The 24,281-nt window shown below is 66.4% G+C and carries 19 protein-coding genes; 6 read left to right on the top strand and 13 right to left on the bottom strand.

Annotated features, from left to right (window positions below):
• Nucleotides 1-164: 164 nt before the first annotated feature.
• From ACLMAL_RS38000 to ACLMAL_RS37975, 6 genes are all read right to left on the bottom strand, one after another.
• Nucleotides 165-3,740, bottom strand: a complete 3,576-nt coding sequence (locus tag ACLMAL_RS38000) for an arabinosyltransferase domain-containing protein (RefSeq protein WP_412003485.1) — start codon at nucleotides 3,738-3,740, stop codon at nucleotides 165-167.
• A 22-nt stretch (nucleotides 3,741-3,762) separates the two neighbouring features.
• Nucleotides 3,763-5,544, bottom strand: coding sequence for a glycosyl transferase (locus ACLMAL_RS37995; RefSeq protein WP_412003483.1), 1,782 nt, complete (start codon nucleotides 5,542-5,544; stop codon nucleotides 3,763-3,765).
• Between the two features lie 524 nt (nucleotides 5,545-6,068).
• Complete coding sequence (locus tag ACLMAL_RS37990) at nucleotides 6,069-8,324, bottom strand: galactan 5-O-arabinofuranosyltransferase (protein ID WP_412003482.1); 2,256 nt, start codon at nucleotides 8,322-8,324, stop codon at nucleotides 6,069-6,071.
• Nucleotides 8,321-8,464, bottom strand: coding sequence for a hypothetical protein (locus ACLMAL_RS37985; protein WP_412003481.1), 144 nt, complete (start codon nucleotides 8,462-8,464; stop codon nucleotides 8,321-8,323). Before ACLMAL_RS37985 ends, ACLMAL_RS37990 begins: the two co-directional genes overlap by 4 nt.
• Before the next feature lie 280 nt (nucleotides 8,465-8,744).
• Nucleotides 8,745-9,506 carry a decaprenylphospho-beta-D-erythro-pentofuranosid-2-ulose 2-reductase gene (locus ACLMAL_RS37980; protein WP_328408049.1) on the bottom strand — a complete coding sequence of 254 codons (762 nt, stop codon included), beginning with the start codon at nucleotides 9,504-9,506 and terminating at the stop codon, nucleotides 8,745-8,747.
• Nucleotides 9,503-10,960: an FAD-binding protein gene (locus tag ACLMAL_RS37975; RefSeq protein ID WP_412003480.1), complete on the bottom strand. Its 1,458-nt coding sequence runs from the start codon at nucleotides 10,958-10,960 to the stop codon at nucleotides 9,503-9,505. Before ACLMAL_RS37975 ends, ACLMAL_RS37980 begins: the two co-directional genes overlap by 4 nt.
• Before the next feature lie 117 nt (nucleotides 10,961-11,077).
• Between ACLMAL_RS37975 and ACLMAL_RS37970 the strand changes: the two genes are divergently transcribed.
• A complete protein-coding gene (locus tag ACLMAL_RS37970) occupies nucleotides 11,078-11,533 on the top strand; it encodes a GtrA family protein (RefSeq protein ID WP_406235254.1) in 456 nt (151 codons plus the stop codon).
• Between the two features lie 48 nt (nucleotides 11,534-11,581).
• Here the strand turns inward: ACLMAL_RS37970 and ACLMAL_RS37965 are convergent, their stop codons facing one another.
• The 3 genes from ACLMAL_RS37965 to ACLMAL_RS37955 form a co-directional block, all read right to left on the bottom strand.
• A complete protein-coding gene (locus ACLMAL_RS37965; protein WP_412003479.1) occupies nucleotides 11,582-12,223 on the bottom strand; it encodes a pyridoxamine 5'-phosphate oxidase family protein in 642 nt (213 codons plus the stop codon).
• A gap of 225 nt (nucleotides 12,224-12,448) precedes the next feature.
• Nucleotides 12,449-14,638: a molybdopterin-dependent oxidoreductase gene (locus ACLMAL_RS37960; RefSeq protein WP_412003478.1), complete on the bottom strand. Its 2,190-nt coding sequence runs from the start codon at nucleotides 14,636-14,638 to the stop codon at nucleotides 12,449-12,451.
• 116 nt (nucleotides 14,639-14,754) lie between these two features.
• Complete coding sequence (locus tag ACLMAL_RS37955; protein WP_412003477.1) at nucleotides 14,755-15,246, bottom strand: hypothetical protein; 492 nt, start codon at nucleotides 15,244-15,246, stop codon at nucleotides 14,755-14,757.
• A gap of 185 nt (nucleotides 15,247-15,431) precedes the next feature.
• On the opposite strand from ACLMAL_RS37955, the gene ACLMAL_RS37950 reads away from it, so the two are divergent.
• Nucleotides 15,432-15,992, top strand: coding sequence for a DUF4282 domain-containing protein (locus ACLMAL_RS37950; protein WP_412003476.1), 561 nt, complete (start codon nucleotides 15,432-15,434; stop codon nucleotides 15,990-15,992).
• 220 nt (nucleotides 15,993-16,212) lie between these two features.
• The gene (locus ACLMAL_RS37945) at nucleotides 16,213-17,088 is read left to right on the top strand and encodes a helix-turn-helix domain-containing protein (RefSeq protein ID WP_412003474.1); all 876 of its coding nucleotides are present in this window, start codon (nucleotides 16,213-16,215) and stop codon (nucleotides 17,086-17,088) included.
• 30 nt (nucleotides 17,089-17,118) lie between these two features.
• On the opposite strand, the gene ACLMAL_RS37940 is transcribed toward ACLMAL_RS37945, so the two are convergent.
• The gene (locus ACLMAL_RS37940) at nucleotides 17,119-17,544 is read right to left on the bottom strand and encodes a MarR family winged helix-turn-helix transcriptional regulator (RefSeq protein WP_412003473.1); all 426 of its coding nucleotides are present in this window, start codon (nucleotides 17,542-17,544) and stop codon (nucleotides 17,119-17,121) included.
• An 85-nt stretch (nucleotides 17,545-17,629) separates the two neighbouring features.
• Here ACLMAL_RS37940 and ACLMAL_RS37935 point away from each other — a divergent pair, with 85 nt between their 5' ends.
• Nucleotides 17,630-19,090 carry an MFS transporter gene (locus tag ACLMAL_RS37935; protein ID WP_412003472.1) on the top strand — a complete coding sequence of 487 codons (1,461 nt, stop codon included), beginning with the start codon at nucleotides 17,630-17,632 and terminating at the stop codon, nucleotides 19,088-19,090.
• 71 nt (nucleotides 19,091-19,161) lie between these two features.
• Here the strand turns inward: ACLMAL_RS37935 and ACLMAL_RS37930 are convergent, their stop codons facing one another.
• Nucleotides 19,162-19,710, bottom strand: coding sequence for a dTDP-4-dehydrorhamnose 3,5-epimerase family protein (locus ACLMAL_RS37930; protein WP_412003484.1), 549 nt, complete (start codon nucleotides 19,708-19,710; stop codon nucleotides 19,162-19,164).
• A gap of 2 nt (nucleotides 19,711-19,712) precedes the next feature.
• Complete coding sequence (rfbA, locus tag ACLMAL_RS37925; protein WP_412003471.1) at nucleotides 19,713-20,585, bottom strand: glucose-1-phosphate thymidylyltransferase RfbA; 873 nt, start codon at nucleotides 20,583-20,585, stop codon at nucleotides 19,713-19,715.
• A 225-nt stretch (nucleotides 20,586-20,810) separates the two neighbouring features.
• On the opposite strand from rfbA, the gene ACLMAL_RS37920 reads away from it, so the two are divergent.
• Nucleotides 20,811-21,803: an alpha/beta hydrolase gene (locus ACLMAL_RS37920; protein WP_412003470.1), complete on the top strand. Its 993-nt coding sequence runs from the start codon at nucleotides 20,811-20,813 to the stop codon at nucleotides 21,801-21,803.
• A 305-nt stretch (nucleotides 21,804-22,108) separates the two neighbouring features.
• On the opposite strand, the gene ACLMAL_RS37915 is transcribed toward ACLMAL_RS37920, so the two are convergent.
• Entirely contained in the window at nucleotides 22,109-22,819 is a 711-nt protein-coding gene (locus tag ACLMAL_RS37915) for a hypothetical protein (RefSeq protein WP_328408068.1), read from the bottom strand.
• A gap of 297 nt (nucleotides 22,820-23,116) precedes the next feature.
• Here ACLMAL_RS37915 and rfbB point away from each other — a divergent pair, with 297 nt between their 5' ends.
• A complete protein-coding gene (gene rfbB / locus ACLMAL_RS37910) occupies nucleotides 23,117-24,130 on the top strand; it encodes a dTDP-glucose 4,6-dehydratase (protein WP_406235276.1) in 1,014 nt (337 codons plus the stop codon).
• The last annotated feature ends 151 nt before the right edge of the window (nucleotides 24,131-24,281 follow it).

The raw sequence follows: 24,281 nt of genomic DNA, 5'->3' as shown, positions 1-24,281 counted from the left end.
TACCTTCCGCGGCCAGGTGCGCGGTGTCGAGTTCCGGCGTGGTCATCTGGCTGTGGTGCTGTTCTCGAGAACCCCTTCTCGAGCGAGGGTAGTGAAATGGTGGCTGCGGAAGTGGGTTGGAACCACCATTTCACTACCTTCGGCGTTGGCCGGGGTGGGTGCGGTCAGCGCACTCGGATCGGGTCGGATTTGGTCCAGCCGTTGCGGGTTTCGACTGTGACGCCGATGGGGGTGGGGGTGGCGTTCGGGGCGTAGGGGGTGAACTTTTCGAGGGAACCCCAGTCTCGGGACCAGTCGTTGTCGAGGTAGGTCGGGATGGTTTGGGACTTCAGGAGCAGGCCGGTCCAGCCGAGCGGGCCGCCGCCGATGTCGTCCTGCCAGGCGTTGGAGGCGTCGGAGCCGACGCGGTCGGGCAGGATGCGCCAGTCGGGGACCTCGGCCACGCCGTCGTGGTGATCGAACGGGCGTTGGCAAGGGAAGGCCAGGCCGACATGCCAGTCGAGCAGGACCGGATTCGTTGAGCCGACAACGGAATTCAGGGTTGCCAGTTTGGGCAGCCGGGGCGGGGTGAGCGCCAGCCACTGCTTCTGGGTGATGTCGTTGTCCACCGCGACCAGGCGTACCGCGTCGACCTCCCGCGGAATGTGGTTCAGCGGGACACGGAGATTGCGCCACGACGGTGCGGGGCCGATGTCCAGCGGGGCAACGGAGCCGAGCACATTCACGGTGCCGTCCGCGGCCCGCGTGCCGTACTCGAGCCGCAGTTCCGCGCCATAGGTGACCACACCATCCGCGTCGACCGAGCGGATCCGGCCTGCGGCGGTGATGGCCAGGACCCGGTACGCGGGGTCGTCGCGCAAGCTGCCGCCCAGGTCGAGGCGATACCACTGCGAGGTCAGCTTGGCCTGCTGCTGATCGCTGTCCTGGTAGCTGCCCATGACAGGCGTGCGCGCCGGGTCCAGTCCGAACGGCAGGGCCACCGTGCTGCCGTTGATGCCGGCCTGTTCGCTGGTGCCGCCGCCCGTGCCGGCTCCGGTTGTCTTGGTGGTCTTGTTCTTCGAATCGGTATTCACCGAATTGGCGCCGCCCGACACTGTTTCGTCGGCGTCGGCGGTGAGGTCGCTCGCGACGCCGTTGGGGGTGAAGCCCTTGGATTCCGCCGACAATCCGTCGGCAGCGGAGCCGGTGAGGGGCAGTAGCAGTGAGTCCGGAGTGTCGGTCTCCACCAGCACCTCGTTGGCCAGTGCGCACGAATTACCCGACAGCGATTCCAGATTCGACTTCGCGATGGAGTACGCGGGGAACTGGGTGACCGCGGCCTTGGCCAGCGAGGCCACCTCGAACAGCACCAGCACCGCCGCGGCGATGGTCAGCGGTGCCGAGGCGAACCGATCGAAACGCGTGGGGGCCGAAGCACTGGCCCTCCGGTAAGGCTCGCGATAGTGCAGCCACACCGCGACGACCAGCGCCACTCCACTGAGCACGAGGAACAGCGTGGAGATGCCCTTGCCCGCTATCAGCGGAGCCTTGTCCCACCACGGCACGCCGTAACTGGACACGTACCACCAGCCGTTGGATCCGGTGAAGGTGATCGCCAGCAGGAACAGCACCGCGGAGGCGAACAGCGCCCTATTGCGCGGTGCGCGAATGCCCTCGCTGCCCACCGCAACCGCGGCCAGTGCGGCGAGCGATCCGGCCAGCCCGGCGTACACACCGAAGTGGTGGGTCCACTTGGTCGGTGTGAACATCATCAGCAACAGCGAGGCGAAAACGATGCCGAGGATGCGCACCGACGGCCCGCGCGAGGTGCCGGGAATCCGCCCCTTGCGCAGCACCTGCAGCACGCAGACCAGCAGGCACAGCAGCATGACGAGCACGCCGAAGCGTCGCGACAGCGACCCGTCGGGTGCCAGCATCAGCAGCGAATCCCAGCGGGTGCGTTCATCGAACCAGGCCACATTCGGGCCGACGATGGTGCGCGCCCTGGTCGCTTCCATGACGGTCGCCAGTGTTTGGTCGGCGAAAACCACTACCAGGACCAGGGTTCCGGCCGCGAGGCCAGGTGCGAGCAGTGCCGCATACCGGAACAACGCGGCCAGCCGCGACGGGCTGCCGTCGGCAGTGCGCCGCTCGGTGACCGCAGCGCCCTGGCGCCGGTCGCCGGAATCAGCCCGGCTCGCAGCGGAATCCTCGCTGCGATCGGATTCGCCGCTTTCGGTCGCAGCGCCGGTGCGGGCTCCACGCGCGGTCGAGTCGGTTTCGTTGTCCCCGGTCGGTGTGTCGGTGCCGGCCTCGCCCGCGGTCGAATCCGTGCTGCTGCCGATTCCGCGCCCACGGGTCTCGGTGCCCGATTCGGCCTTGGCAGCAGCGAGATCCGCCTCGGCCTCGTCGCGCCGCACCCCGCCGAGCGTCCCAGCCGCGTCCCGTGCCCGCCGGATGATGATCTGCAATACCGGTCGAGACCCGGCGATCAGCGCGGCGATGCAGATGAGTCCGGTCGGCCCGGCCGCCAGCGAGAAAGCGGCGATCAATACCGCGATGGCGGCGGGCAAAAGCCGTCCTGTCGCGATGGCGCGTTCGATCGAGCACCAGGTGAGCAGCGCGCCCGCGGCGATCAGCGGCTCCGGCCGCAGGCCGTTGTCGTAGGGGAGCCAGAAGGCGAGGAAGACCAGCCCGGCCGTCCACAGCGCGACCTTGTTGCGCCGCACCCTTGCGCCCAAGCGGGGCAGCACTTCTCGGCTGATCACCAGCCAGCACACCACTCCCGCCCCCAATGCGGGCAGCCGCATCCACGGGCTGGCGTCGGAGACCTTGGTCATCCACGCGAGCACCTCGTAGGACCAGCCGAACGGCGCTTCCGGCACGGCGAACCAGCGGTAGTAATTGGCCATATACCCGGCATGCTCGGAGGCGCGGGCCATGTTCAGGATGTAGCCGTCGTCGGAGGTGTTCGCGCCGATGAAGTGCCACAGCACCAGGATGCCGAGCACCGCGCCGTCGGCGATGGTGAACCGCCACCAGTGCGCGGGCAGGAAGCGGCGTGGCCGCCTGCCATCGGCATTGTCGAGCAGATGCAGTGCGATCAGCGCGATGATCGTGAACACGGCAGCGGCGATCATCGCGGCCAGCTTCAGCGCGGACGGCGTCGAGGAGAACCGCGAGTCGATATCGATGTGCACCCGAGCGCCATCGAGCTGGGCGGCGTCCAGCGGGGTGAACACCCCGACCACCTGCGGCCGGATGTCCCGAGCCACGGTGTTGCGGAACGGCGTCCCGTCTTGGCGCTTCGCGCCGGTGAATTCGGCGGTCGTCGCGGCGGCGGTCGCCGTGACGGTGACCGCCTCGCAGCCTGCGATCTCGGCAACAGGGGCCGACAGCAGCGGTACGTCGCGCTGGATGAGCGCGAGCATGCCGTCGGTCACCGAGACGACAAGCCCCTTGGCCGTCGCCTGCCCGGAGCCGTCGGGAACGGTCGACAGCAGCGTGCCCGACCCGGCCGCCTGCACGACCGCGCACGGCAGCGTCGCACTCAACCGCTGTGGCACATAGGAGACCAACGGCGCCTCGACGCTGCCTGCACCGGCCTGCGGCCAGTCCAGCGTTGCCTGGTCCTGCTCTACCGGCAAAAGCGGTGTCAGCAGCGCCAACACGAATCCGAGAAGCCCGGAGACGAGGGCGATCAGGCGGTTACGGGTGAACGCTCGTGATGATCGGTCCGGTCGCACGGGGGTTGATGCTATCTACCGTCGTCTGTGATCCCTGCTACCGCAGCACCCGAACGTCCCAGAGCCACACATCCTCGACCCGGGTGGGTGTGACCCCGAGCAGTTGCGTCATGGTCGTGCGCAGCACATCGACGTTCTTCGTCGACGGCAGCACCACCACATCCGCCTGCCAGAACCGGAGGTCGTCGCGAGCACGCGTGCGCGCGTCCGCGTCGATGTCCGGCACGACTCCGGTGTCCTGCGCCTGGACGAGCAGCGCGGTGGTCGGCCTGGTCTCCGGTCCGTAGATGCCCTTCTTCGTGGTGCTGGTCGGGCCGACAAAATAGCCGCCGGCGAGTGCGAAGTCGAAGTTCGCGTCGGCCTGCCAGCGCAGCGCTCGCGCGTCGGCCGGTCGCGGCGGCGGCACCGTGACCACCGAACCGCCGCTCACGTAGTCGCGCACCGTCCCGTCGGCGAAGAACTCCGGCGTCGGCGCGCGCTCGGTCACCGGAAGGACGGTCGGCACCAGCGGCAGCAGCGCGAGCGTCAGCGCCGTGAACCAGGCCAAGGGTTTCCGGTCGCCCGCGGACTGCCACCACGATGCGACCGCGCGGTCGGTGGCCAGCGCGAGAATTACCGCGATGGCCGGGATGGCCGCCATGGTGAGCCGGGTTTCCAGCACGGTATCGAGCAGCGGGACCTGTTCGGCCCAATGCCACGGCAGCTCGATCCCGGTGGATTGTCTGCCCACCATGGCGACCGCGCCGAGCGACAGCACCCCGAACACCGCGATCACGACACCGGCGGCGCGGACAACGCGCGCTCGCCACAGCAGCGCCACGGTGACGGTCAGCAACAGCAACAGCGGCCACCCGAAGTAGGCGTTCTGCTCGGTCTCGTTGATCGCCACGTATTGGCCCGGCGCGAACATCCCGCCCAGCGATTCGGACGGGAACTGCACGAGGGATTTCAGGTCATTGCCCATCGGTCCGTGGTCGATCGAGCGGTAGCTCTGCGGCCCGAAGAACTGCCACCACAGCGGAATCTCGGTGAGCATCACCGTGATCACCGCGGCGAGTGCGACGGTCGGAATCAGTGCGCGCAGCACTCGTAGCCCCGTGCGCGGTGCGTGCAGGTAGTACACAACGGCGAACAGGCCCAAGGCGAGCGCAAAGATCAGTAGCGGTTCCTCGCCGAGCGCGATCTGCATCGCGACCAGCAGGCCGAGTGTGATGGCGTCACGAATATGCCTGCGCGGCATACCTTCTCCTGCATCGCCACTGGGTGTCGCGCGCTGTGCCATGCGAATGATCAGACCCGCGATGATCGGAAGTAGCAGCAGCGCGACAAAATTCGGATGTGCATTGGCATGCGAGATCATCGCCGGTGCGAAACCGCAGAACAGCCCGCCGATCGCCGCGGCAAGCCGAGACTCGACGAGCTCCCGGGAAAACAGCCGATACCAAGCGAAGGCCGTGCCGCTCAGGCCGAGCGTGAGTACCAGCACGAAGGTGACGGTCGGACCGAACATCAAGGTGATCGGGGTGAGCGGCACTCCCACACCGAACATGGCCGTATTGGCCATCATGTTCACGCCGGCCGGAAAATTCTGCAGATCGGTGCCGAGCGGATTCTGCAGATGGGCCACCGAATGGGCGGTCACTGCGAAGAACCACTCCCACATCGTCTGGTCCTGACCACTCTTGATCAGATACCCGCTGTGTGTGTTGCGCCACTGCCCCGACAGCACAGTGACGGCGGACGCGAGATACCCCACCGCGACGACCAGATCGCTGCGACCGACCCGAATCCGTGACAGCCGCCGCTTCCCGACCGCCACCGGCCGGTCCGATAGAGACACTCCGTTCGGTGTCGCTCCCGCTGAAACGACGCCTACAACTTCCAGTGTCTCGACCGGCAAACTACTCCTCCAGATGGCAGAACCAGCCGTCCAAAGTACCCAGCCACCCTGTGAACACCCTGGCAGCCCCGCTTCCTGGCGTTAGCGGGACGTACTAGCGGATGCCATCGAGACCCTGCCCTCGGGCGCTCGTGTCGACCATCTGGCTGAGTCCCGGACGTCCCCGTCCACTTACCCATTCCGCCCCAAACCACTCATTTCCGCCCCACGAGTGGCACATGGTTGCGGCAAACACCGAGTAGAGCCCGCCGGGATGTGCCACTCACCGACGCCGAGCGAGCCACGGCGCTGCGGACCCCGCCCCGCCCAGTGGCCGCTGGGCAGGACGCCTGGGCGATTCGCGAGGCGACGCCGATCCGACCCGCCGTGGCCATGCGTTTGCGGTGGCATGCCGCGGTCGCCATGGTGGGCAGACAATCCACCGGGATCGAGCTGGCGTGGCTCTACTTGGTCACGGTGACGAGGGTGAAGGGGCCGATGTCGGTGGTGGTGAAGTGCGGGTCGTTGAAGAGTTTCTTGGGGAACGTCACGGTGTAGCGCTTGACGTTGGGGTCGTTGGGGTAGACGTCCTCGGCAAGGCGGAGGGTGTAGTTATCGCCGTTGCTGCGGAACAGGAAGGCGTCCGGTGCGCGCCACGGGGCGGCGGCGAGGGCGTCGAGCATGGCGCGGGGGGAGTCCAGCCTGCTCCAGCCCTTGATGGTGGCGGCGCGGCCTGCGAAGTCCGCCAACGGGTTTGCGTAGTGCGAGGTGAGGGCCTGGAAGCCGTAGTAGGGGTAGAAGGCGAGGAAGCTGGTGTCGGCAGTGAGGAGCACCGTGTCCGAGCGTGGCCGGCCGGTCTGCGCCAGCAGCGCGGCATCCACCTCGCGGTAGTGCGACACCGCCGAGGGGCTGCGCTTGTCTGCGCGCTCGCCGTTTCCGTCGGTATCGGTGTAGGCGGTGGTGATCTCGGGGGCAAGCACCCGGGGTATGTCCTGGGTGAACGCGAGCGCGCCGACGGTGGCGACAGCGATCACCGCGAGCCGGAATCGTCCCGGCTCGTTGAACGCCTGGTACGCGGCCCGTGCGCCCTCGACGAAGCCGAACGCACCCGCCGCGGCGAGCAGCACATCCAGGATCGGTTCCAGCCGGAACGAGAGCAGCGTTGTTCCCGCTGCCGTGGCCACCATCGACAGCAGCGTCCAGAGGTAGATGGCCACGACTCCGATGCCGAGCGCCTGCGCTCGCCGCGACGAGGAAGCCCGCACCACCAGCCAGGCCGTGCCGATCAGGCACAGCCCGCCGAGCAACGAGAACTGTGCCATCGGCAGCGGCAGCTCGGAGCCCGATACGGGCAGGTAGTGCAGCGCGGTGCCCGACTTGGGAGTGGTCGTGCTCACCCACTTCAACAGATACGGCAGCCACACGACGAGTGCGACAACCCCGGCGATCACGCCGATCACAGCCAGCCGTACCAGTGGTGGAATCGCGGCGCGCCACGACGACCCACCGTCCGTAGTCGCAACCACTCGCGCCCGGCGTGGGTGCGCGGCCGCCCGCTGCTCCCGCACGGCGAGCCCGGCAGCGATCAGACCCATCAGCCCGATCGCGAAGGCCGCGAGCCCGAAGTACAGCGTGTAGAACATGGCCGCAACGCCCAGAAACAACCCGGTCCCGATGACTGCGCCCCAGCCGCCAGCCGTCCGGCTGCCGCGCTCCGCCGAGGCGACAACGCTCGCCGGTGCTTCCGCGCCGGTGGTTCGGTTGCCGTGTTCGGCTGGGTCGACAGCGTTCGCCAGTGCTTGCGCACTGGTGGTTCGGTTACCGTGTTCGGCCGAGTCGGCAGCGCCTGCTGGTGTCTGTCCGCCTGCCGTCCGGCTGTCAGGTTCCGCCGAGCCGGCATCGCCGGCCACGCCATCCCCGTCGGCTATCGGGGCGGCAGGTTGTGGCGCCGATGCGTTCCGGCCGTGCTCACCCGGCCGGTACAACGCACCCCAGGCGAGCACCAGGGCGGGCGGCAGCAGGATGACGATGACGGCGCTGTAGGCCTCCGGTGCCGCGGTGGTCAGTGCGACCGCCGTGATCGCCGCGGTGACGCCGATCGCCCAGTCCGTGCGAATCAGCTTCGACCACAGCACGAGCGAGATCGCCGCCGCGACAGCCAGCGACCCGATGGCGTACGGCTTGAAGGCTTCCCAGCCGTCCATGCCGAGCACATTCGCCACGCGCCCGCCGATCCAGAACCACCCGGCGGGGTAGAACGGGGGCAGGTCGGCGTATGTCATGTCGTGCAGTGCCGCGCTGTCAGTGAGCCGTGTCAGATACTCGGTGCGAAACTCCTGATCCACCGAGACGCCGAACAGATACAGCTTGGTCGCCGCCAGCGGCATGCCGAGGGTGAAGGTGACGAACGTCGAAACCCCCACCCACGACAGCAGTTTCGCCGCCAACGGCGACCGCCGGACGCGAATGAGGCCGATCGCGACCGCGAGCATCACCGCGGCGAGGACCTGACCCACCGTGGTCAACGCCCGAGTCACATTGGACGAGTTGAACGCAGGCCACTGCACCATCGAAAACGCCACCAGCCCAACGGTGGCCACTATGACGGCGACAAGGCCCGCCAGTACCGCTTCACCGAGGCCGGAGCCGATGTACCGCGCGATCAGTGCGCCACGGGTCGGCCGCGAGGCGGTGGCGCGTACCGCGGTTGCCGTGGTCATCGAACCGCCCCGTCGCCGCGCAGCGCGCCCTGCTGATCGGACCGTGCGGCCGCATCCCGCGTGGCCACCGTGTCGGCGACCCCGCCACGAGATCGGCGCACCTCGAGGTGGCTGCCGCGATCTTGTCCGAATACTCGCATTGCATCTCCAGAATCACTGGGTCGGCTCGGTGATCGTTGCGCCGCACCCACTACTCGGCATTGCGCAAGGTCGCCACGCAGGCGACGGCGCTTATGCTGCCAGGTCCTGGCGCGGTATGCGCGCACCGTACGCGACCCGGAGCGTTCCGACCAGACCGGCCGGTCTCGAGCTGACCGGCCGCAGCACCGCACCTTCTTACGGGTCCGCACCCGCCCCGAGCACCACAGGAGCTGCGGTTCCCGGGAGCGGGTGCGGAGGGCCGAGACGCGGCAGGCAAGCTCAGATGGGCAGCTTGCGGAAGATCGGGCGCGGGATGTGGCGCAGGATCATCATCACGAAGCGGAAGGCGCCGGGCGCCCAGATGAGCTCCCTGCCCTTCTGGGAGGCCGAAACCGCAAGCGCCGCAATGTCTTCCTTGTCGACGGTGAGCGGAGCCTCCTTGACGTGCGCCGAGAACCTGGTCCGCACCATGCCGGGTCGGATCACCAGCACGCGCGGGCCATGGGGGCGCAGCGCCTCGCCGAGACCGAGGTAGAAACCGTCGAGGCCGGCCTTGGTCGACCCGTAGACGAAGTTCGAGCGGCGTACCCGCTCACCGGCGACCGAGGACATGGCGATGATGCGCCCGAAGCCCTGCGCCTTCATCTTCTCGCCGACCAGCACGCCGACGGAAACCGCTGCGGTGTAGTTGATCTCGGCAACCTGCACGGCTTTGCGCTGGTTCTGCCACAGCTCTTCCGGATCGCCGTCGAGAGCGAAGGCGACGATGGCGACATCCACATCGCCTGCGTCCCAGGCCGTATCGATGACCTTCGGGTGGCTCTCGGTGTCGAGTGCGTCGAAGTCGATGACGTCGACCTGATTCGCCCCGGCCGCCTTCATCTGGGAGACCGCGTCCTCGCGCAGCGGATCACCGGGCAGCGCGGCCAGAATGATCCGCGCGGGACCCTTCTTCAGGTACTCGGCGCAGATCGCCAAACCGATTTCCGAGGTACCGCCCAGCAGCAGGATGGTCTGCGGGTTGCCTACGGCATTAATCACTGGAGCTCCAGCCTTCTCGCCATATCGGACATGAAAACGCCTGTGGGATCGACACTTCGGCGGACCTTGATCCACTCGTCGATCCGGGGGTACATCTTGTGGAACGCCTCCGCGGTGGTGCGCGAGTCCTTCGCGGTGTACAGCCGCCCGCCGAACTCCATCACCCGCTTGTCCAGCTCGCCGACCAGCTCGTTGAGTCCCGGTTTGATGGGGAAGTCGACGCAGATATTCCAGCCCGGCATCGGGAAGCTCAGCGGCGCCTGGTTGCCCGGCCCGAACAGCTTGAAGACATTCAGCGCCGAGTAGTGGCCCGAGGCTTGGATGTCGATGATGATCCGCTTGAATTCCTCGACCGCCTCGGTCGGCACCACGAACTGGTACTGCAGGAATCCGTTGGATCCGTAGCCACGGTTCCACTCCGCGATCATGTCCAGCGGGTGGTAGAACTGCGTCAGGTTCTGCACCTTGCCGGTGTAGTTGCCGCCCATCCGGTAGTACGCCTCGCCGATGGACATCAGCGACACCTTGTTCATTGTCCAGTTCGGGAAGATGTCCGGAACTGTCATGAGCTGGGGTGCGTCGAATTTCAGCGGCTTGCGCTGCAGCTTCGCGGGCAGCTCGTCCAGCTTGGCGAGGCGGCCGCGGGTGATGGTGGCGCGGCCGAGCTTCGGCAGCGGGCTGATCACGTCGAACCATGCGCTGGAGTAGGTGTAGTCGGCTTCGCTGCCGTCGCTGTGCGCCGCGATCGTCTCGTCGAGAGTGGTGGTCTTGACGCCGTCGTTGAGGAAGTAGGCGCTCTCGGTGACCACCATCTCGATGGTGGCGCGCAGGATGATGCCCGTGAGTCCGTTGCCACCGACAGTGGCCCAGAACAACTTGGCGTTGCGCTTCGGTGTGAGGTGCTGCACCTGCCCGTCAGCGGTGAGCAGATCGATCGAGCGCACGTGGTTGCCGAAGCTGCCCTCGCTGTGATGGTTCTTGCCGTGGATATCGGAGGCGATGGCGCCGCCGATCGTCACCTGGCGGGTGCCCGGTAGCACCGGGACCCACAGCCCGAACGGCAGCGCGGCCTTCATCAGCTGATCCAGGCTGACCCCGCCGTCCACATCGACGATGCGGGTGTCGCCGTCGATGCGGTGGATGCGGTTGAGCGCGGTCATGTCGACAACGAGGCCGCCGGCATTCTGCGCATGATCGCCGTAGGAGCGGCCGAGCCCGCGCGCGATCACACCGCGGCGCAGGTGGGCAGGCTTGCTGTCGTTGTCCTCGGCGACCATGGCAACAGCCTTGGCGATCAGTTCGGGATCGCTCGTCGAGAGCACTTCGGAAGAGGTTGGTGCGGTGCGACCCCACCCGGTCAACGCCCGAGTGCGTGTCGGCAGAGCGAACGCATCATCGGGGGTGTTGCCGGAGTTGATACCGGTTGCGGTGGCGGTCGGAGCTTTCGTGGACATCGGCATAGAGGCTACATGCATGGCCGGACATCCGGTCGGCCTCGCCGTACTCTCCGGTACGAGAGGCCGGGCCAACGCCCACCCACATCACCGGCCGCCTCCCGCTACGCTCGTCGCGTGCATGCCGAACCCCACCTCCCGCTCCCGGCCGAGCTGCCGCTTGTCGACGAGCCGGGCGGTACCGATGTCGACCTGAAAACGCAGATCATCCGCTTCGGTGTCACCGGCGGATTGTCGGCCGTCGTCGACTACGGGATTTACAGTCTGCTGCTGAACCTGATCGGGCTGCCGGTCAGCGTCGCCAAGTCGATCAGCTTCATCGCGGGCACCACCACCGCGTATCTGATCAACCGCCGATGGACCTTCCAGGCGCCACCGAGCCGAGCCCGCTTCCTCGCGGTGGTGGTGCTCTACGCCATCACCTTCGCCGTCCAGGTCGGCATCAACGCGGTGCTCTACGCCACCCTGACCGACGAGTGGTGGCGGCAGCCGCTGGCATTTGTCGTCGCCCAGGGCACCGCCACCGTCATCAACTTCGTCGTCCAACGGCTGGTCATCTTCAAAATCCACTGACCCCGGATAGGAACTCACCGAGGGTTTCTCTACCCCCGGCCACACGAGTCAGCGTGGGACCAAGGCTGGGGTGGTGGGGTCGGTTGCCTCGCGGGACTGTGCTTTGGCGCCGAAGTAGTCGCCGCCTTTGGCGCGGACGTTGTCGGTGCCCCAGTCGCGTTGCTCTCGCGCGGCGGGCACCAGGTGCGGAATGTGCTTGCGGCAGTGGATGTAGGCCTCGTCGATGTCGACGACCACCCAGCGCTCGGCCGCTCGCCCTGTGTGGCTCTCCGGTAGATCGGACACCGATCGACGCAAGTTCTCGTCGTCGATGATGCGGGCCGAGCCGTTGATGTGCAGGCCGATCAGGTCGCGGACGAAATCGATTAGCAGGATGCCGACGTGCGGGTTCTCCAGGATGTTGCCGAGGCTGGCCATGACGCCGTTGCCGCGGTATTCGGGATAGGCGATCGTGCGTTCGTCGATGACGTGCAGAAAGCCGGGCAGGCCCGCGCGGAAGCTGGCGTCGCATTCTCCGTGCCTGTCCGAGGTAGCGATGAAGGCCATATCCATCCGCGCGATGAATTCGACCATCGTGGGGTTCAGTCGGTCGAGCACCTGGTCGTCGTAGAAACGGCCGGCTCTGTCCTGGGTGTTGTACCTATCTTGGAGTTCGTGCTCACCGTCACTGCCACGCTGTATGCCGGGCATCTGTGCCCCCTCTGGTAGCCGGAGTCCGGCTACTCGGGGTTCGACGCTGAACCGCGACTAAACCGAAATCTTATCCATCTTAATGGGTTTCGCCGTGCAAAGCTACAAAATCCATCTTGCGAATGTATCGAATGCTTAATTAGCGCAGAGGTTTCCACAAGTTAGCCGGAAGCCGACCGGCCGGAAATTTTTGCCGGTCGATCGGCAGCTAATGCGGCGGCGAGCTCAGGCCGGCGTCACGGTGACAGGGACACCGTTGAACACCGCGTTCCCGGACGGCACGTCGACCACCGAATCATCGGTCAGCACATTGGCATTGACCCCGGCGTGGTCCCGCGCCACCGCTTGGGTGCTGTCGGTGTGACCCCAGCCGTGCGGCAGGCTCACCACCCCGGGCATGATCGAGTCGGTCGGCTCCAGCGGCACCGTCAACGATCCGGCGGCCGATTTCACCACGGCGTTGTCGCCCAGGCCGAGGCGCGCCACATCGGCGGGATTGATATGCAGTGTGCACTTGTTCGACCCGCTCACCAGCGTGGCGATGTTGTGCATCCAGCTGTTGTTCGACCGCAACTGGCGTCGCCCGATCAGCACCAGATCCGGCGCGGCGTCGTCGAGCCTGCCGCGCATCCTCGCCACATCGTCGAGCAACTGTTGCGGCGCGAGCTCCACTCGGGTGGAAGCCGTGCGCAACGCTCCTGGCAGTCTCGGCTGCAGCGGCCCGAGATCGATGCCGTGCGGATTGTCGAGCAGCACTTGCAGATTGAGCGTGCCGCCATTCCACTCGCCGTACGGGCCGAGGCGCAGCATCATGTCGATGCGCTGCTCGGTGCTGTTGTCGCCGATCAGCTCCGGCCGCCGATCCGCCAGCCCGGTCTTGTGTAATGTGCCCGCGATGACCAGCTCGTCCACCTCGGTGAGTGGGTCCTGCCCGCCGGTCCCGTCGTGTGGTCTTCCGGTCAGCGCCGCCGCGAGCCGAGCGATCACGCCGGCCTCCGAGGGGCGATCGCCGAGCGGCACAAGTGGTCGCGAGTAGCGAGCATAGTTACGGACCGCGAACTGCAGGAGCGCGAAGTCGTAGTGCGGCGACTGCACCGGCCGCGGCGGCGGCAGGATCACATCGGCGTGCCTGGTGGTTTCGTTCAGATACCTGTCGACGCTGACCATGAATTCGAGCTGCGCGAAGGCCACGTCCAGCCGGGCCCCGCTCGGCGCGGAGAGCACCGGGTTGCCTGCGACCGTGATCACCGCGCGGACCTGCCCCTGGCCGGGCGTGGTGATCTCGTCGGCCAGGGTGGCCACCGGCAGCTCGCCCATCGCCTCGGGCAGTTCACGAACTCGGCTGGCCCAGCGGCCGGTGCGGAACGGTTTGGTGCGGGCGATGCCGCCGGCAGCAGCGTTCGCGAACATCGCGCCGCCGGGGGAGTCCAGATTGCCGGTCAACACATTGATCACATCGACAAGCCACTGGGTGAGGGTGCCGAATTCGGCTGTGCAGGTGCCGATTCGGGCGTACACCGCGGCGGTCGGCGCGGCCGCGAGCTCCTGCGCAAGCCGGACAACGGTCTCGGCAGGTACTCCGGTTCGCGCCGAGGCCACCTCCGGGGTGAAATCTGCCGCGGCCGCGCGCACGTCATCGAGTCCGGAAACTTCGATACGCACGTCTGTCAGGTTCTGCGCGAACAACGTGTGGACAATTCCGAACAAGAGATAAGCATCGCTGCCCGGCCGAATGAACAGATGCTCGTCGGCGAGCTTCGCGGTGCGGGTCACCCGAGGATCGACGACGACGAATCGGCCGCCCCGATTACGCATCGCTTTCAACCTGCCGGGGAAATCCGGTGCGGTGCACAGCGATCCGTTCGACTCCAGCGGATTCGCGCCGAGCATGAGCAGATAGTCGGTGCGATCGAGATCCGGCACCGGCACCGTCAGCGGATCACCGAACATCAGCCCGCTGGCCACCTGCTTGGGCATCTGGTCGGCCGTGCTCGCGGAATAGAAATTCTTGGTGCCGAGCGCGCGGATCAGCACCGGCGCATAGAGCGCGCCTGCCACCGTGTGCGCATTCGGATTGCCTAGATACAGTGCCGCGGATTGGTTCCCGTGCTCGGCCACGATCGCGGGGAAGCGCTCGGCGATCAGATCGAACGCCTCGCTCCAGGTGGCGGTGCGCCACGTGCCGGTCGCACGGTCGCGAATCATCGGTTCGGTCAACCGGTCCGGGTCTTCGTCCAGATGACCGAAGCTCGCACCCTTGGGGCAGATGAAGCCCTTGCTGAACGGATCCTGCCGATCACCACGGACCGAGGTCACATGGTTGTCGGGATCGAGGGTGATTTCGAGTCCGCAGACCGCCTCGCACAGCGGGCAGGTGCGCAGCAGCGTGCGGGACGGATCAGTGATCTGGGCCATACCCCATCATCACCCGCGGCAACGCAGAGTGAAACAGCAATGACCGATAACCGCAATGCGGCTATCGGTCATGGTGGGCCGGGTAGTGCGGACCCTGCCCCGATGCAGGTGTCTCCTCAGCAGGCGACGCTGGTGAGCGCGGTGCGCTGCTTGCGCGAGGTCGCCGAACGGACGGCTGCGCTGATCGCCACCACCGGCGGGATCCAGCGGGCCTCGTTCGGCGCGATGCTCCAGCAGGCCGAGCCCGCCATCAGCTGGGTCGGCGGCAGCGGAATGCCATCGCCGTCGGTGTAGACGGTCGCGCCTGCCTCGCGCAGCGCCTCCAGCGCCATCGCGGCCTTGCGGACGCCGGTGACCAAGTGGATCTCGCGACGCTCGGCGCCGGGGATCTCGATCACGGGACCCGACAGGTTGTTCGCGCGGAGGAACCGGCGCACCTCGGCGGCCAGCTCGCCGCTGACCTCGATGCCCGACAAATCGGCATCCGTGATCAGGCAGATTCCGTTCGTCGTTTCAGCGATCGTCCACCCGCGCTGGATGTACTCCTGCGCCGCGGCAGTCATTTCTGCCGCCGAGACGGAAGTCGGAAACGTGGTGCGCACTGTCATTCTCCATTCCCCGATGCACTGGGTCCTGCTGCATTCATGGGTCGTATCGGCGGGGGGTGGCATGGGCGTTACGGGTTTTCAAAAGATCTTTCCGAGTGTCGTATTCGTCTCATCCGTGCGGTCTCGCTATGGCAGGTTTCCGGTCGTCTCTTGGCGGGTCGGCGCGATGCGGGGAGGATCGCGACATGACCGATGAATCCAACGGCGTTCCGGCGCCGGATTCGGGTGAATACGAGACCGAATCGCGCTGGATCGCTTGGAAAGAGTCCGCCTCCCGGCGGTTCTCTCGCTCCGCCGTCACCGAGGAAGCGCCCGCCGAGCCCTTCGAAAGCCCGCGCGCCTTCGGCAAGTGGAGCGTCGAGGCCGCACGCGGACTGCTCGATGTGCAGTTTCACCGCCCGGCGACCAGGACGCTGTTGCCGCTGGCCTACATGCTCGGTTTGGCCTTCGCGGTGGCGCTGCCGATCGCGCTGATCGTGCTCATGTGGCAGGTCTCCGCGGTGCTCGGGGTGCTGGCCGCGCTGGTGGCGGTGCCGCTCGGGCTGACCATCGCGGCCGTGGTCCGGCTGCTGCTGGAATTCCTGGTGAACGCGTCCAGGCTGGCGACCAGGGTGGAGCACATCAGTGAGCTGGCCGACGATCTGTTCCAGGCGCTTTCGGATGTCGCCGAGCCGGTCAACCAGCTTTCCGAAGATGTCCGTGCAGTGCAGTTCTGGCGGTTCCGCAAGGGCGGTTCGCGCAAGTAGCAACCGATCTGGATTGCCGCATCCGACGGCGCTCGAACCCATTCGACGTAGCTACGTCATCGGCGTATCTGTGACACCCACAGTGTCCTCTGTGAGTTTCATTGTGAAACAATGCTGTTCGGATGTCCGATTCCTAACGACGGATATCAGGTAGGAAGCGTCGCACTCACGTTCACGGGAGGTTCGCGAGCGGCAATGACGCCCGGCACGAGGGGGAAGTATGGCTTCACCGCACGGCACCACAGGTTCGACGATGCCGCGCAGGCAGCTAGGTCGTCACCTCCGCGATCTGCGCAACCGAGCCAGGATGACCACGAGGACGGCCGCCCAGCAGCTCGAGTGGTCCGAAGCCAAGATCTGGCGGATCGAAACCGGCCAGACCTCGCTGCGCAGCCTGGATGTCGAAGCCATGTGCAAGATCTACGGTGCACCGAGCGAACTCGTCGAGCCGTTGACCGCGCTGGCGAGGGAAACCAAGGCCAGGGGTTGGTGGACCGGCTACAGCGATGTGATCACCGAGGGTTTCGAGGTGTACATCGGGCTGGAGGAAGCCGCCAGGCTGCTGTCCACCTATGAGAACGAGCTGGTTCCCGGCCTGCTGCAGACCGAGTCCTATGCGCGCGCGCTGCTCGCCGCGGGCCGCCCCGACGCGACGGCCGCCGAGATCGAGCGCCGGGTGCAGTTGCGAATGGCACGGCAGGCGTTGGTGACCCGGAGTGATTCGCCGCTGCAGCTGGACGTGGTGATCGGTGAGTCGCTGCTGTGGCACCGGGTCGGCGGCGGCGAGGTGGCCGCCGAGCAGCTCGAGCACCTACGGCGCATGTGTGATCTGCCCAATGTGCGAATCCAGGTGGTCCCGTCGGATTCCGGCTATCACGATGGCATGGAGACGGGCCGCTTCGTGCTGCTCGATTTCGCCGAGGTCGCCGAGGGCTCGCTGACCGAACCGTCGGTCGTCTATGTCGAGGCGTTCACCGGGCCGGTCTACCTGGACAAGGAACACGAAACGGCGCGGTACCGAAAGGCTTTCGCCGGCATCAAGGCGGTGGCGTCGGATGCGCGGGTTGTCATCGAAGAGGCGCGCGCCGGCGTGTGATCGGCTGCGACAGCGGGCGATCGGTGCTGCCTAGGTGCACCGTCGACTGCCGTCCCAGGTGTTCTCGAGTATCCCGCGATGGGTCGGCAGTGCCTGCGCGTAGACCTCACGGCCCTTGTCGGTGAGGCAGACGAAAATCGCGCGGCGGTCCTCGGCGCACATGGTGCGCGAGACAAGGCCATCGCGCTCCAGCCGAGCCACGGCGCGCGAGAGCGCGCTCTGGCTCAGGTAGATGTCATTGGCCAGATCACTCATCCGGTAGTTGCCGCAGTCTGCGTCGATCAGCCGGTCCAGCGTCTCGAACTCGCTGAGTCCGATCTCATGCTGATTCTGTAGCGCCTTTTCGAGTGCGCAACTCACCGCCGCATGTCGGTCGAGCAGCTCACGCCACTCTCCCACCAGCCCGGTCGGCGCGACGGTGCGCCGGGCTGCGTCTGGAGTCGACACCTTCGACATGGCCCCATCTTAGTGGTTCCTGGATTTCAATGCAAGCGCATTAGTTGTGTTGGCATTTAATGTGCACGCATGTAACGTACCTCGCATGACTTCTGCGGCAACCCGACCGGCCGCCCAGGCGACCGATTCGATCAGCTGGTCCCTCCGTATCTGGGGCATGCTGATCACTCTCTGCATTGTGTTGTTCCTCGATGGTCTCGACGTTTCGATGATCGGAGTCGCGCTGCCGTCCATCGGCGCCGAACTCGATCTGTCCACCACCACCCTGCAGTGGCTGATCAGCGGCTACGTGCTCGGATACGGCGGCCTGCTGCTGCTGGGCGGACGCACCGCCGACCTGCTCGGGCGGCGCAAAGTCTTCCTGATCGCGCTCGCGGTCTTCGCGATCGCCTCACTGGCAGGCGGCCTGGTCACCTCGGGCCCGCTGCTGATTCTGACCCGCTTCGTCAAAGGCCTTGCCGCCGCCTTCACCGCGCCGACCGGCCTTTCCATCATCACCACGAACTTCGCCGAGGGCCCGGCGCGCAACAAGGCGCTGTCCATCTACACCGTGTTCGGCGCGGGTGGCTACTCCTGCGGCCTGCTGTTCGGCGGGCTGATGACCGGTGTCGGCTGGCGCTGGACCTTCCTGCTTCCGGTGCCGATCGCGCTCGCCGCGCTGGTTGCCGCCTACCTGCTGGTGCCCAAGGACGAGGCCGCCGAAGAGGGCGGTCACGACATCCTCGGCGCGCTGTTGTCCACCGCGGGCATGCTGCTGCTGGTCTACACCGTGGTCACCGCGCCGGAAGCGGGCTGGGGATCGGTGCGCACCATCGGTTCGTTCATCGCGGTCGTGGTGCTTTTCGCCGGTTTCGTCGTGGTGGAGAAGCGGGTCGCGTATCCGCTGGTCCGGCTCGGCATCCTGAAGAAGTCGTCGCTGGTGCGGGCCAGCCTCGCGATCATCGCGGTGGCGGGGTCCTACTTCAGCTGGCAGTTCATCGTGACGCTGTACATGCAGGACTCGCTCGGCTGGTCGCCGCTGAAGCTGGCGATGGCGCTGCTGCCGGTCGGCCTACTCGTGGTGGGGTCGGCGTTCTTCTCCGACAAGCTGGTCGACCGGTTCGGCACCGGGCCGATCATCGCGGTCACCATGGTGGTGATGGCCATCGGCTACCTGCTGTTCCTGCGGCTGGACACCGCACCGTCCTACTGGACGATGCTGCTGCCCGCGGTGCTGCTGATCGGTATCGGCTGGGTCGGCTTCCCCGCCATCAACATTCAGGCGACCAACGGTATCGAGGACGAGGAACAGGGTCTGGCGGCCGGCGTGCTGCAGACCTCCATGCAAGTCGGCGCGGCGATCGTCCTCGCCGTCACCACGGCGATCATCTCCTCCGGTGCGCACACCGACACCTCGCCGTCGGCAGTGCTCGACGCCTACCGCCCCGGACTGGAGTTCGCCGCAGGCATCACCGTGGTCGGCGCCCTTGTCGCGCTGCTCGCCTTCCTGCCCAAGCGGCGCAAGCCGGCCACCGAGCCGGAGCCGGAGCTCGAACTCGTCGGCTGACCCAGGTGCGGCCGAATAGCGCCGAACGCCACCACCCGCTGCGGTGGTGGCGTTCGGCTATTGCCGTCGGATTACGAAAAAGGCGGTGCCACCGTGTCTTTAGGGGAGCGGACGTAGCTCAGTGGCTTGCCGTCGCGGCCGACCGTAGGCCAGTCGATGCCGAGCTGCGGATCGAAAGCATCGATATCCCTGTCGAATTCGGGGCTGTACTCCAGCGAGCAGAGATAGGTGACGGTGGAGTGATCCTCCAGTGACAGGATCGCGTGGCCGAGACCCTCGGAAAGGAACATCGAGCGCCGGTCGACGTCGTCGAGGACCACACTGTCCCAGCGTCCGTACGTGGGGGAGCCCGGGCGCAGGTCGACGACCACGTCGAGGAACGCACCGCGCACGCAGGTCACGTATTTTGCCTGACCCGGTGGGTCTTCGGTGTAGTGGATGCCGCGCAGCACGCCGGCGGCGGAGACCGAGCAATTGACCTGTCGTAGGTCGAACGCCCGCCCGGTCAACTTCTCGAATTCGGAGGCCTTGAACGATTCGAGGAACATGCCACGGTCGTCACCGAACTGGCGCGGGGTGATCACCCAGGCGCCGGGCACGGCGAGTTCACGGAACTCCATGCTCACCAGTCCCGTCCGCGCTCGAGCAGGTCGAGCAGATAGCTGCCGTAGCCCGAACGGACCATCGGCTCCGCCACCGTGCGCAGCTGGTCATCGTCGATGAAGCCCATCCGCCACGCGACCTCTTCCGGCACACCGATTTTCAGGCCCTGCCGCTGTTCGATGGTGCGGACGTAGTTGGCGGCGTCCAGCAGTGAGTCGAAGGTGCCGGTGTCCAACCATGCGGTGCCGCGGGCCAATACGTCGACCTGGAGCCGATCCTGTTCCAGGTAGGCCCGATTGATGTCGGTGATCTCGTATTCACCGCGCGCAGAGGGGCGCAGCCCACGCGCGATCTCGACCACATCGTTGTCATAGAAGTACAGCCCGGGGATGGCGTAGTTGGACCGCGGCGTCTTCGGCTTCTCCTCGATCGATACCGCGCGACCTTCGGTGAATTCGACGACGCCGTAGGCGGTCGGGTCCGACACCCAATAGGCGAACACCGCGCCGCCGTCGACCTCCGCGAAACGGTTCAGGCTGGTGCCGAGGCCGGGACCGTGGAAGATGTTGTCGCCGAGCACCAGTGCCGCGCTGTCGGCGCCGATGTGGCTCGCGCCGAGCACGAAGGCCTTGGCGAGGCCGTCGGGCTCCTGCTGGACGACGTAGTCGATGGCGATGCCGAATTGGCTGCCGTCGCCGAGCAGCCTGCCGAAGGCCTCGGCGTCCTCCGGGGTGGTGATCACCAGGATGTCGGTGATGCCCGCGAGCATCAGCGTGGACAGTGGGTAGTAGATCATCGGTTTGTCGTAGACCGGGACCAGCTGCTTGCTCACCCCGCGCGTGATGGGGTGCAGCCGGGAACCGGTGCCGCCCGCCAAGATGATTCCGCGCATGGGAAGGAGTCTGCCAGTTTCGCCTGGCCCGGAGTCGGGGAGGTTCCGACTCGCCCACAAATTGATCACAAACGTGTGGTGCCAGGGCGCGCCGGGCGATTGTTGTTGCGTAGGTCACGTTAACGTGATGTTCTGAAATATCAATGTGTGAGATGTCAGCGTCGACAACTCGCCCGCGACAACCTCCGGTCGGGCTCGGCGTGCCAGTTGTGAGGTAGGTGCGCGATGTCAGCGAGCAGAATCGGCGAGCCCGGTGTTGTGATGAATCCGGATGGCCAGAGCGCGCACTCCCGAATGTTGTTGGCAACGTGCCTCGGGGTGGTGCGGCCGGTGTTGCGAGTCGCGCCCATCACCCGCGCGACCATTCCCATCGGCGCGGCCGCGATCGACACCCTCGCGCGGTTGCGCCCGGAGCCACGCGGCGTGGACCGGGAGCAGGTGGAGCTGAACGGTTTCCGGCTCGAGGTCATCCGTCCGTCCGGCGGCTCCCGCGCGCTGCGTCACGGCGCGGTGCTGTACATGCACGGCGGCGGATTCGCGGTGTGTGGACTGCGCACGCACCGTCCCGTCGCGGCCAGCCTGGCCAGGCGCACCGGACTGCCGGTGGTGAATGTCGACTACCGCCAGCTGCCCGCACAGAGCATCACCCAATCGATCGACGACTGCATGAGCGCCTACCGCTGGCTGCTGCAACACGGGGCGGACCCGGCGCGGATCGTCTTCGCGGGCGATTCGGCGGGCGGCTACCTGACCTTCGCCACGGCGCTGCGCGCGATCGAGCTCGGGCTGCCGAGCCCGGCCGGCCTGATCGGACTGAGCCCACTACTCGATCTGGACTACGCAGCCAAGCGGGACTACATCAATACGGCGCGCGATCCGTATATCCCGCTGTCCGCGCTCGCCGCTGTGGTGCGGATCGGGGCCGAGGTCGACCGCAGGCTCGATCCGATGCTCTCGCCGGTCAATGGCGCGTTGGCCGGCCTGCCACCGGTGCTGTTGATCGCGGCCGAGGACGAAATACTGCGTTACGACTGCGAACTGATGGCGCAGCGGCTCACCGCGGCGGGCGTGCCGAACTCGCTCGAGCTGTGGCGTGGCCAGGTGCACGCGTTCATGAGCATCTTCCCCAACCTCCCCGAGGGCCGGGCGGCGTTGGCCAGGGTCTCCCGATTTGTGCGCGCTCGCCTCGAGCAGCCGGAGCAGGCTCGGACGGCCTGATCACGGTCGGCCGGACGAGTCGAACCCCGCCCCAGAATTTCCGGGGCGGGGTTCACATTGCCAAGTGGCGCCTGTCGCAACACCTTCCGCATCGACAATTGCTTGTTCATCCATTCCGAATTGATTCGGCGTCGACGGCACGTGGATCGCAAACTGTCAGCTGCTGTCCCTGAGCAATTCATCATTCGTTCACCTGATTGGCCTTCGGGTCGTTCAGTGCCGGGGACCCGTATGGCAAATGCAGGCAACCCCGCCACGGCGAGTGCCGGGCGGGGTTGCCTGCATCAGGTTGTGCGAAGCCGGTTCTACTTGGCCGGGACGAACGGCTGGTTGATCGTGGTGAAGTACTGGATCACCGCACCGATCGCCACGGGGGCGGTGATGAAGATCTGGCCCAGCACGGTGCCGACCGCACCGACCAGGGCGATACCCGCGATGCAGCCGACAGCGGCGGCGGGCAGGAACGGACCGAACAGGCCGACGATGGTGCCGCCGACAACCGCGCCGCTCAGCACGCCGCCGAGCACGCAGCCGATGGCCGCGCCACCGAGGCCGCCGACCAGGGTGCCGATGGTGGCGCCCATGGCGATGGTGTCCTTCAAGCGGTTGAAGGCGGCCACCTCACGGTCGTATTCGGACTTCCAGGGGGCCTTGTCCTCGAAGGGCAGCGCGACCGGCTTGTAGGTGGCGTGCTCCATGTCCATCTGCGGAGTGAGAGTCGCGGTGCGGCCGGAGATTTCGGCGGCGATCGGGAACTCGAACTCGTCGACGCGGAACTTCAGCGGGGTTCCTGCGACGACGGTGCCGTTGGCGGCCTTGATCTTCAGTGCATCATCTTCGACAACGATCGATCCGGCATCGGTCGTCACGATCGACTGTGTTTCGGTGGCCTTGGCGGTGAAGTTGATCGGAGCGTCGGCAGCCGGGGCCGCCGGATCCGCGTTGACGGTACCTGCGGTGACGCCCATGGCGGCAATCAGCAGGGCCGACGTAGCGGCGAATTTCCTCATCAGCATTTGTTTTAGACCTCAGTGTGAAGCGTTCGGAGGGGACTAGACGATCGAAATCTAGATCAGCTAACGAGTGGTGAACCGGTTGTGACCTTTTATTCAAATTTTGTTCACCATTGAGACCCGAGGCTTGGTGGGGTCTTGGAAATAAGTGCGTCGACTAGGGATTTCTGCGGAGAATCAAACTGGTCGCCGCACTCTTCCGCCAGATAGTGAGACTGAAGTCACACTGCGCAAAGGCCTCCCAGCACTGCGAAGGGCCTCGGCGGTCGGCGGGCCCACCGATGGACGTAGTGTCGTGGAGTGCGATTGCTCGTAACCGGCGGTGCCGGATTCATCGGTGCGAATTTCGTTCGACAGACCGTGGCCGAGCGCCCCGACACGACGGTAACCGTCCTTGACGCCCTGACATACGCGGGCAGCCGGGCCTCGCTCGCGCCGGTGGCCGACCGAATCGACTTCGTGCACGGCGATATTGCCGATCTGGACCTGGTCGACGAGCTCGTCAGCGGCGTCGACGCCGTCGTCCATTTCGCGGCCGAATCGCACAACGACAACTCCCTCGCCGACCCGTGGCCGTTCGTGCAGACCAACATCGTCGGCACCTACTCGCTGCTGCAGGCGGTGCGCAGGCACGAGGTGCGCTACCACCATGTTTCCACCGACGAGGTCTACGGCGACCTCACCCCGGAGGCCGCCGCCTTCGACGAGAACACCGCCTACAACCCGTCGAGCCCCTACTCGGCGACCAAGGCCTCCAGTGACCTGCTGGTGCGTGCCTGGACCCGTTCGTTCGGCGTCCGGTCGACGATCTCCAACTGCAGCAACAACTATGGGCCTTATCAGCATGTGGAGAAGTTCATCCCGCGCCAGATCACCAATCTCATCGATGGTGTCCGCCCGCGGCTCTACGGCGCCGGACATCAGGTGCGCGACTGGATCCATGTGGACGACCACAACCGGGCGGTGTGGGACATCCTCGAACGCGGCCGGACCGGCCAGACCTATCTGATCGGCGCCGACGGCGAACTCGACAACAAGTCGGTGGTGCGGATGATCCTGGAGGCATTCGACCGCGACCCCGACGATTTCGACCATGTCACCGACCGCGCCGGTCACGACCAGCGTTATGCGATCGACGCGTCGTTGCTGCGGTCCGAACTCGGCTGGACCCCGCGCTACTCCGACTTCCGCGCGGGGCTGGCCGCGACCATCCAGTGGTACCGCGACAACGAATCGTGGTGGCGCCCGCACAAGGCGCTGACCGAGCGCGCCTACGCCGCCGCGGGCGAGACCGAGATCAGTTCGGCGCACTGACCTGAAACGCGAAACCCGCCCGGCGCATCTTGGGTTCATGCGGTCGTCGCAACACTCTCGATGTGAGAGGTTGCGGCGACCGTGTCGTTTTCGGAGGATCTGGCTCGGTTCGGTGATCCGCTGACCCGGCTGGTCGATGCCGGGGTTGCGG

Origin of the sequence: Nocardia sp. CWNU-33 (assembly GCF_046764895.1) — a bacterium.
GTDB lineage: Bacteria > Actinomycetota > Actinomycetes > Mycobacteriales > Mycobacteriaceae > Nocardia.
Note: the sequence above shows the minus strand (reverse complement) of the source record. Positions and strands in the feature narration are given on the sequence as shown.

What these genes read in the sequence shown, in the direction of transcription:
- ACLMAL_RS37940 (WP_412003473.1), bottom strand. Translation starts at nt 17,544, where the DNA reads ATGTCGAAGGTGTCGACTCCAGACGCAGCCCGGCGCACCGTCGCGCCG.
- ACLMAL_RS37985 (WP_412003481.1), bottom strand. Translation starts at nt 8,464, where the DNA reads ATGCGAGTATTCGGACAAGATCGCGGCAGCCACCTCGAGGTGCGCCGA.
- ACLMAL_RS37935 (WP_412003472.1), top strand. Translation starts at nt 17,630, where the DNA reads ATGACTTCTGCGGCAACCCGACCGGCCGCCCAGGCGACCGATTCGATC.
- ACLMAL_RS37960 (WP_412003478.1), bottom strand. Translation starts at nt 14,638, where the DNA reads ATGGCCCAGATCACTGATCCGTCCCGCACGCTGCTGCGCACCTGCCCG.
- rfbA (WP_412003471.1), bottom strand. Translation starts at nt 20,585, where the DNA reads ATGCGCGGAATCATCTTGGCGGGCGGCACCGGTTCCCGGCTGCACCCC.
- ACLMAL_RS37965 (WP_412003479.1), bottom strand. Translation starts at nt 12,223, where the DNA reads ATGCCCGGCATACAGCGTGGCAGTGACGGTGAGCACGAACTCCAAGAT.
- ACLMAL_RS37930 (WP_412003484.1), bottom strand. Translation starts at nt 19,710, where the DNA reads ATGGAGTTCCGTGAACTCGCCGTGCCCGGCGCCTGGGTGATCACCCCG.
- ACLMAL_RS37950 (WP_412003476.1), top strand. Translation starts at nt 15,432, where the DNA reads ATGACCGATGAATCCAACGGCGTTCCGGCGCCGGATTCGGGTGAATAC.
- ACLMAL_RS37915 (WP_328408068.1), bottom strand. Translation starts at nt 22,819, where the DNA reads ATGCTGATGAGGAAATTCGCCGCTACGTCGGCCCTGCTGATTGCCGCC.
- ACLMAL_RS37990 (WP_412003482.1), bottom strand. Translation starts at nt 8,324, where the DNA reads ATGACCACGGCAACCGCGGTACGCGCCACCGCCTCGCGGCCGACCCGT.
- ACLMAL_RS37920 (WP_412003470.1), top strand. Translation starts at nt 20,811, where the DNA reads ATGTCAGCGAGCAGAATCGGCGAGCCCGGTGTTGTGATGAATCCGGAT.
- ACLMAL_RS37955 (WP_412003477.1), bottom strand. Translation starts at nt 15,246, where the DNA reads ATGACAGTGCGCACCACGTTTCCGACTTCCGTCTCGGCGGCAGAAATG.
- ACLMAL_RS37945 (WP_412003474.1), top strand. Translation starts at nt 16,213, where the DNA reads ATGGCTTCACCGCACGGCACCACAGGTTCGACGATGCCGCGCAGGCAG.
- ACLMAL_RS37975 (WP_412003480.1), bottom strand. Translation starts at nt 10,960, where the DNA reads ATGTCCACGAAAGCTCCGACCGCCACCGCAACCGGTATCAACTCCGGC.